Raw genomic sequence first — 6,631 nt, forward strand, 5'->3', positions numbered from 1 at the left:
ACCGCCCATAAAAGGCAGGAGTCCGGGTACCCGAACCGCCTCCCGCAGGCCGACGAGGAGGGCAGAGCACCCGTGAGGAACCACTCGCAAGACGCCACCCGGTCCGACGGACCACCCGGGCCCACCGACCCGACCGGGTCGACCGGTCCCCTGGGGCTCCGGCTGGCCGGGGGCAGAGCCGTGGAGGGCGAGCCGGACGACGCGCTCCCGGGCACCCCCACGGGCGGCACGACCCCGGCCACCACCCCGGCCACCTCCGGAGGCGCCGCCGCGGTCACCGGTGGCCCCGCGGTCCCCGGCGGGCCCGGGGGCAGCCACCCTCCGGACCGCACCCAGGCCATCCTGGAGGCCACCAAGCAGGTGGCGGCGCTGCTGAAGGGCGCCGGCCACCCGTTCGCCCTGGCCGGCAGTGTGGCGGCGTACGCCCACGGGGTGCCCCAGAGCCTCCAGCACGACACCGACTTCGTCATCCTCCGCGAGGACGCCCAGGCGATCACCCAGGACCTGGAGGCCGCCGGCATCCAGGTGCGGGTGCCGCCGGAGGACTGGCTGATCAAGGCGCGGAGCCACGGCGAGGAGATCGACCTGATCTTCGAGCTGGCCCGGCACCCGGTGACCCGCGATCTGCTGGACCGGGCCCACACCCTGCCGGTGGACTCGGTACGGATGCCGGTGCTGGCGCCGACCGACCTGGTGGGCAGCCTGCTGGCCGCCTTCTCCGAGCACCATTGCGACTTCGGCGCGGTCCTGCCGATCGCCCGCACGCTGCGGGAGAAGATCGACTGGGACCTGCTGCGCCGGGAGAACGAAGGCGCCCCGATGCCCGAGGCGTTCCTGTACCTGCTGGAGCGCCTGAACGTGATCGAACCACGGGAGGCAACGCCATGAGCGCCGCCGACACCGCCGAGTACCGCATCGCCCACCTGCGGGACCGGCTGGCGAGCGAGGACATCGCCGAGCTGGGCATCAGGATCGAGCAGCGCGGCACCGGCGTGATGCTGTACGGCACCGTCGCCAGCGCGGACTGCCGGGCCGAGATCCTGCGGATCGCGCAGGAGGAACTGGCCGGACTGCCCCTGCGCGAGGACCTGGTCGTCGTCTGCGCGGACGCCCCCGACCACCCCGAGGAGCTGTCGTGATCCGAGTAGCCGCGGTCGGGGACATCCATCTGGGCCCGGGCAGCGCGGGCACCCTGCGACCGGCTTTCGACACGCTGCACGAGCAGGCGGACCTGCTGCTGCTCGCCGGCGACCTCACCCGGCACGGCACGGCGGAGGAGGGCGAGATCGTGGCCGGGGAGGTGGCCGGGCTGGGTGTGCCGGTGGTCGCCGTCCTGGGCAACCACGACTACCAGAGCGACCAGGAGGCGGAGGTCACGGCGGCGCTCGACCGGGCGGGGGTGACCGTTCTGGAGGGCGAGGGCACGGTGCTGAACATCGGCGGCGCGCGCGTGGGCGTGGCCGGGACGAAGGGGTTCGGCGGCGGATTCGCCGGACGCAGCGGCGGCGAGTTCGGCGAACCGGAGATGAAGGACTTCATCCGCTACACCCGGCGCTGCGCGGAGGGCCTGCGGAAGTCCCTCACCATGCTGCGTGAGGCGGACTGCGCCGTACGGATCGCGCTCACGCACTACGCGCCCGTGCCGGACACGCTCGCGGGCGAGCCGCTGGAGATCTATCCGTTCCTGGGGAGCTACCTGCTGGCCGAGGCGGTGGACGAGGGCGGCGCCGACCTCGCCGTGCACGGTCACGCCCACCACGGGACCGAGCACGGGATGACCGGCGGGGGCGTACGGGTGCGCAATGTCGCCCAGCCGGTGATCGGCCGGGCCTTCGCCGTCTACCACCTGCCCGTCCACGCCGGGGGCGCCGCGGTGGGCGACGGCGGGGTGCAGGCGGGGGCCGACACGGTGGGCGCCCACTAGTGCCCCGACCGGAGACCCGGAGAGGCGGGTAACGGGGCATACTGCGAGGCATAGCCACATTTCGGACAGAATCGCACAAGAGCAGCAGAGGAGCCGAGGATCGTGACGGACGTTTCGAGCCAGGGTCCCGCACCCGGCGACGACCGGAAGGTACTCACCAACCGGCAGGGTCACCCTGTCTACGACAACCAGAACCAGCGCACGGTCGGGGCCCGGGGCCCGGCGACGCTGGAGAACTACCAGTTCCTGGAGAAGATCAGCCACTTCGACCGGGAGCGCATCCCCGAGCGCGTCGTGCACGCGCGGGGAGTGACGGCCTACGGCTACTTCGAGGCGTACGGCGCGTGGGGCGACGAGCCGATCAGCCGCTACACCCGCGCCAAGCTCTTCCAGGAGCGCGGCAAGCGCACCGACCTGGCCGTCCGCTTCTCCACCGTGATCGGCGGCCGCGACTCCTCCGAGGCGGCGCGCGACCCGCGCGGCTTCGCGGTGAAGTTCTACACCGAGGACGGAAACTGGGACCTCGTCGGGAACAACCTGGGCGTCTTCTTCATCCGGGACGCCATCAAGTTCCCCGACGTGATCCACGCCCTCAAACCGAACCCGGTCAGCTTCGAGCAGCAGCCGCGCCGGATCTTCGACTTCATGTCGCAGACGCCGGAGTCGATGCACATGCTGGTCAACCTGTTCAGCCCGCGCGGCATCCCGGCCGACTACCGCCATATGCAGGGCTTCGGCGTCAACACCTACAAGTGGGTGAACGCGGAGGGCGAGACCAAGCTGGTCAAGTACCACTGGATGCCCAAGCAGGGCGTGCGGAGCATGACCGAGGAGGACGCCGCCAACGTGCAGGCGCAGGGCCTCGGCCACGCCACCAAGGACCTGTACGAAGCGGTGGAGCGCGGCGAGTACCCGGAGTGGGAGCTCCTCGTCCAGATGATGGACGACCACGAGCACCCGGAGCTGGACTTCGACCCGCTGGACGACACCAAGACCTGGCCGGAGCAGGAATTCCCGCCGAAGGCGGTCGGCCGGATGGTGCTGGACCGGATGCCGGAGAACTTCTTCGCCGAGAACGAGCAGATCTCCTTCGGCACGGGTGTGCTGGTGGACGGCCTGGACTTCTCGGACGACAAGATGCTGGTCGGCCGGACCTTCTCGTACAGCGACACCCAGCGCTACCGGGTCGGCCCGAACTACCTCCAGCTGCCGGTCAACCAGGCGAAGAACGCCGACGTCCGGACCAACCAGCGCGACGGGCTGATGACGTACCACGTGGACGGCGCCGGTGAGAACGCCGACGTCAACTACGAGCCGTCGATCCGGGGCGGACTGCGCGAGGGTCAGTACCCCACGCACGACGAGCAGGGTCCGGAGGTCCGCGGCAGGCTCACCCGCAAGCGCATCCCCCGGACCAACGACTACCTGCAGGCCGGGCAGCGCTACATGTTGATGGAGCAGTGGGAGCGGGACGACCTGGTGCACAACTTCGTCAACCTGCTCAAGCAGTGCGACCGGCCGGTGCAGGAGCGGATGGTCTGGCACTTCCTGCTGGTCGAGAACGACCTGGGCCTGCGCGTCGGTGAGGGCCTCGGCATCGGCCCGCAGGACGTGTCCCACCTCGAACCTCTGGCGAGCCAGGACCTCACCGAGGAGGACCACAAGCGGCTGGCCAACCTGGGCGAGAACCCGCCCCGGGACGTCGAGGGCCTGACGATGACGCACTGCGTGCCCGACGAGCGGCACGTCGTGACCCGCTGACCGCCCGCTCCCCGACGCCCGTGGGCCCCGCCGTCACTGGCGGGGCCCACGCGCGTGACCGGGGCCGTCACGGGCCGGTCGCACAGCACGGGGCGTCGAGCCGCCGGCCGGGCCGCTCGACGCGTGGCCCGTCGACGACGCCGGGGACAGCACCCGCCCGCTGAACCTCCCGGCGGCGTCAGGGGCGGCGCCAGGCGTCGCTCTCCAGGTGGGAGCCGGCCTGCGGGCCCATGCGGAGCATGCCGCCGTCCACGACCCATGAGGCGCCGGTGACGTACGAGGCGTCCTCGCCCGCGAGGAACGCGATCACCGACGCGACCTCCCGCGCGTCGCCCGGACGTCCCAGGGGCACACCCGGGCGGGACTGCTCGCGCACGTCCTCGTCGTCCTGGCCGGTCATCGGGGTGGCGATCTCGCCGGGCGCGACGGCGTTGACGGTGATGCCGTACTCGGCCAGCTCCAGCGCCATCACCTGGGTGAGCAGTCCGAGTCCGCCCTTGGCCGCGCAGTAGGGTGCCGCCCCGACGCGGGGCTGGTGCTCGTGCACGGACGTCACGTTGACGATCCGCCCGCCGTCACCCTGCTCGATCATGCGGCGCGCGGCGGCCTGTGAGCAGAGGAACGGCCCGATCAGGTCGACGTCCAGCACGTCCCGGACGGTGTCGTAGGACATGTCGAGGAAGGGTGTGGCCGTGCCGGTGCCGGCGTTGTTCACCAGGACGTCGACCCGGCCCAGTTCGCCGGCCAGCTCGTCGATGACGCCGGCGGCCTCCGGCAGCCGCGTCAGGTCGAGGTGCGCGACGGCGGCGCGGCGACCGTGGCCGCGTACCTCCTCGGCGGTCCGCCGCGCGCCTTCCTCGTCGGCGTGCCAGGTGATGCCGACGTCCATGCCCTGGGCGGCGAGTCGTACGGCGGTGGCCCGGCCGATGCCGGAGTCGGAGCCGGTGACGACGGCGACGGGGGTGCCCCGGTTCACGGGCGGATTCATCGTGCCTCCTCGACGGGTTCGGGACATGCGCTCAGGACATTGGCGGTACCACGTGGCGGGTGAGGTGAAACGGCGTAAGAGGGGTTCCTGTGACTGAAGTGTGCTGAGTGGCTCATGATCGGGCACGTGAAGGGGATGCCGGACGTATCAGCACCCGTGATCAAACTGGTGCGGCGGACCACCGAACCCGTCGCGGCGCAGACGCTGCGATCCACGGCCGCCGCCGTCATCTCCTTCGTCGTCGCCCTGATGGTGTTGCCCGCGCAACCCGCGCCGCTGACCGCTCCCCTGACCGCTCTCCTGGTCGTCCAGGTCACCCTGTACGCGACCCTCACCACCGGGATCCGGCGCGTCAACTCGGTCGTCGTCGGGGTCCTCATCGCCATCGGGTTCACCGCCCTGGTCGGGCTGACCTGGTGGAGTCTCGGCCTGACGATCTTCACCTCGCTGATCATCGGCCGGTTCGTGCGGGTGGACGAGTTCGTCCCCGAGGTCGCGATCAGCGCGATGCTCGTCCTCGGCGTGTCCCAGGCCACGTCGGCGGCGTGGCACCGGGTACTGGAGACGCTGATCGGCGCCGGGGTGGGGCTGTTGTTCAACCTGCTGTTCGCGCCGCCGGTGTGGACGCAGTCGGCCGGGGCGTCCATCGACGGGCTGGCACGCGGGATGGGCCGCATGTTCCGCACCATGGGCGCGGAGATCGCCGAGGGCCACATCCCGTTCCCGCACGCCGCCGCCCGGCTGCACGAGGCGCGCCGGCTGGACCACGACATCGTGGAGGTCGACGCGTCGCTGCGGCAGGCGGAGGAGAGCCTGCGGATGAACCCGCGCGTGCGGGAGGGCCTGCTGTCCCGGGTGGTGTTGCGCACCGGCCTGGACACGCTGGAGATTTGCGCGGTGGTGCTGCGGGTGCTGACCCGGAGCATGACCGACCTGTCCAAGTTCCGTACCGAGGAGTCGCTGTTCCCCGCGGACGTGTCGGCGGGGCTCAAGGAGCTGTTCGAGGAGATGGCCGACGCCATCGAGAGCTTCGCCCTGCTGATCACCACTCAGGTAACCGCCAGCGCGGAGGACGCGGAGGAGCGGCTGACCGCCGCCCTGGCCGCGAGCCGGGTCGCCCGCGACCGGGTCGCCGAGATGCTGCTGGAGGACGTGCAGGAGCACCCCCGCCAGTGGCAGCTGCACGGCGCGCTGCTCGCCGAGATCGACCGGATCCTCGACGAACTGGACCTCGACAAGCGCAGCGAGCGCCTCATGCAGGAGCTGGACCGGCGCTCGGCCGAGCTCAGCGAGCGCCACCCGAGGCTGGCGGCGCTGCGCCGGCGGCTGCGCGGCGAGGGCGGCGCCGAACGGCGGCCGGGGGTCGAGGGCTGAGCCCGGTACGGCTCCTGAGCGCGTACGGCTCTCGTAAGCATCGGGCGCCGGGGGCGTGGAACACGTGCGGGTGTCCGTCCAGCGATGAAGGAGGCCCCCGTGTCGGAGAGCCCGGAGCCCGTGTACGACCGGATCAGGCAGGAGGTCGCCGCGCGGGCCGAGCGGCTGTGGGAGGTGAGCCTGGCGCGGGCGCCAGGTGATGCTGGCCGCGGCGGAGGCCCTGGCCTGCACGGCGGCCGACGTGCTGCTCCGGCCGGACGTCCCCGCCCGGGCCTGGACCTGCCTGCGGGAAAAGGCCGCGTCCGGCCGGTGAGGCCCGTCCGGGCGGGGCCGGCGGGTCCACCCGGGATTGCCGCGCTCGGCGTCCCGGCCGGGGCGGCGTCCCCGGTTCCGGCCGGGGCCGCGCCCGGCGTGGGGGCGGTCAGTCCTCGACGGACACCCGTACCGTCCTCACCTCCGTGTCGGCAGCGTCGGGGACGACCATCCCGGGAGCAATGCTCAGAACCTGTGGATCGGCCGGGGGCGGGGTGCCTCGTGGGATGCGGAGGGCGTACCTTCCCGGGTGATCGACTCAAGGTCACCAA

Annotated in this window: 6 protein-coding genes; 5 read left to right on the forward strand and 1 reads right to left on the reverse strand. The window is 71.9% G+C overall.

The window, feature by feature from the left end; genetic code table 11:
• Nucleotides 1–150: 150 nt before the first annotated feature.
• From AC07DW_RS12990 to AC07DW_RS13005, 4 genes are all read left to right on the forward strand, one after another.
• Entirely contained in the window at nucleotides 151–888 is a 738-nt protein-coding gene (locus AC07DW_RS12990; RefSeq protein WP_478857713.1) for a nucleotidyltransferase family protein, read from the forward strand.
• Nucleotides 885–1,139, forward strand: a complete 255-nt coding sequence (locus AC07DW_RS12995; RefSeq protein WP_189551193.1) for a hypothetical protein — start codon at nucleotides 885–887, stop codon at nucleotides 1,137–1,139. The genes AC07DW_RS12990 and AC07DW_RS12995 overlap by 4 nt, the downstream gene beginning before the upstream one ends.
• On the forward strand, nucleotides 1,136–1,924 hold the full coding sequence (locus AC07DW_RS13000) for a metallophosphoesterase family protein (protein ID WP_478857700.1): 789 nt from the start codon (nucleotides 1,136–1,138) through the stop codon (nucleotides 1,922–1,924). Before AC07DW_RS12995 ends, AC07DW_RS13000 begins: the two co-directional genes overlap by 4 nt.
• A gap of 102 nt (nucleotides 1,925–2,026) precedes the next feature.
• A complete protein-coding gene (locus AC07DW_RS13005) occupies nucleotides 2,027–3,685 on the forward strand; it encodes a catalase (protein WP_478857701.1) in 1,659 nt (552 codons plus the stop codon).
• 178 nt (nucleotides 3,686–3,863) lie between these two features.
• Here the strand turns inward: AC07DW_RS13005 and AC07DW_RS13010 are convergent, their stop codons facing one another.
• Nucleotides 3,864–4,673 (reverse strand): SDR family oxidoreductase, encoded by an 810-nt coding sequence (locus tag AC07DW_RS13010; RefSeq protein WP_478857702.1) that lies wholly within the window; start codon nucleotides 4,671–4,673, stop codon nucleotides 3,864–3,866.
• Nucleotides 4,674–4,808: 135 nt separating this feature from the next.
• Between AC07DW_RS13010 and AC07DW_RS13015 the strand changes: the two genes are divergently transcribed.
• Nucleotides 4,809–6,047 (forward strand): FUSC family protein, encoded by a 1,239-nt coding sequence (locus AC07DW_RS13015; protein ID WP_478857714.1) that lies wholly within the window; start codon nucleotides 4,809–4,811, stop codon nucleotides 6,045–6,047.
• The last annotated feature ends 584 nt before the right edge of the window (nucleotides 6,048–6,631 follow it).

It is taken from the genome of Streptomyces sp. NPDC045701, from assembly GCF_056432045.1.